Genomic DNA, 1,903 nt, shown 5'->3' on the forward strand with positions numbered 1-1,903 from the left:
ACCTCGTATAATAAGTTTATAGCCAATCAAAACAGGCTATAGACTTATTCTTTTTGTGATATAGATGGCGGATAATTCAGAAGGAGCCTCCTCCCTATCCCGTCCCATCTATACAGCCAACAGTTACTTTGATAACCCTTTCTTATTGATATAGGTGAAGGCAGTCAGGAGGATTCCCCTCCCACCCTTTCATCACCTGTACAACCCAGTTCCATAATCGTTTATCCTGTGGTATGATATCAGTCAGAGTCTGATGTCCGAGGGCACTGCTTTTACACCTTTCAGCCGGTTGATCCGCGTCTGCTTTATGGAGCATGCAGCCCGGCGTGTATGGCATATTCTGCTTACTCAGAAGTTGCGTCCCCTGTCGTAGCACCAGCAAAGATTGCTGGCAGGGTGCATGCTTATTGCGCGAGGTTTCAGTCACCTTACACAGCCCGGGATAAGCCTTCTGCTTCAGGTTCCACAAATCCAGATCGGAAAGGATGGTGATATTATGTTAAAGATCAACTTTATGTCCACTCTGTTTGTCGGTATTGATGTAAGTTCCAAATCCAATGTCGTCTATGCCATGGATTTCCATAAGAACAGGTACATCTCATCCGCCTTCTCCAATAACCAGCCCGGGGCTGAGGAGCTGGCGGACATCATCCTGGGCTGTCTGAAGAAGCACCCGGACCTGACAACTGTTGTGGCCGCTTTGGAATCTACTTCCGTTTACAGCATCCATATAGCAAACTTCCTCTCCACCTGTGAAGCCCTGATGCCGTATAAGCCCTATGTCTTCTGTCTGAATCCTAAGATGACCGCCAATTACCGCAAGGCCTTCATCGGCATGTCCAAGACAGACCCGCTGGATGCCTTCATCATTTCGGACTTCGCACGGGCAGGGTGCATCGAATGCGAACCATGGCGCGGGAGCCAGTACCTCGCCCTGAAGCGCCTTACAAGGCACCGCCTGCACCTGGCCGAGTGCATCACCCGGGAAAAGACCTACATGGTCTCCAACCTGTACCTGAAGTTCAGCGAGCTGCAGCTCCTCCAGGATGACGAACAGCCTTTCAGCAATCTCTACGGCGCGACTGCATCCGCCCTGCTGACAGAATACATGTCGGTCCAGGACATCATCGATGCGCCGGAGGAAGAGCTCCTGCGGTTCCTGGCCGAAAAGAGCCGCAGCCGCATCCCTGACCTGTCCAGGACATCGGAGCTGCTGAAAAAAGCTGCACGCGACTCCTACCGCCTTGACAAGTGCATGTATGAGCCTATCAACGTCTCCCTGGCAAGCTCGTTCAACTGCATCGAGGCCTACCGGAAAGAAATCAAGGCCATCGACAAGGCCATTTTGAAAGCTATACAGGGCATGTCGCCCAATGCGTTGACAATCCTGCAGTCAATCCCGGGAATCGGGCCTGTATGGGCTGCGGGGATGATCGCGGAGATCGGCAACATTGCCGCTTTCCACTCATCTGATGCATTGGCTAAATACGCCGGCCTTACATGGCGCAGGAACGATTCCGGTGACTTTGAGGCAGAGGACACACCTATCACCAAAGCGGGCAACACCTATCTGCGTTACTATCTCGGTGAGGCAGCCAACAGTGTCAGGCGGCATATCCCTGAATATCGGGACTACTATGCCAGGAAATATGCTGAGGTCCCTAAACATCAGCATAAGAGAGCACTCGCGCTTACATCTCGTAAACTCGTACGACTCGTTTTTGGATTGCTGGCCAAAAACCAACTGTACACCGGCGAACTATTGGACGCCGAACTGAATCGCAATCCGAACTGACATTCGGTTTTAGATAAATGCCGCCGAAGGTCTATTAAAGTTACCCTTTTTCCCGAAAAACATATCAAAATCTTTTTCAAAAAACCCTTGACATATCACCAGAATGCT

General features: G+C 50.8%; 1 protein-coding gene. It reads left to right on the forward strand.

The window, feature by feature from the left end; translation table 11 throughout:
- The first annotated feature begins 496 nt into the window (after positions 1 to 496).
- Positions 497 to 1,795, forward strand: a complete 1,299-nt coding sequence (locus NFS35_RS28765; RefSeq protein WP_251210375.1) for an IS110 family RNA-guided transposase — start codon at positions 497 to 499, stop codon at positions 1,793 to 1,795.
- Positions 1,796 to 1,903 lie beyond the last annotated feature (108 nt).

This window comes from Acetatifactor aquisgranensis (genome assembly GCF_943193215.1).
Classification (GTDB): Bacteria; Bacillota; Clostridia; order Lachnospirales; family Lachnospiraceae; genus Acetatifactor; species Acetatifactor aquisgranensis.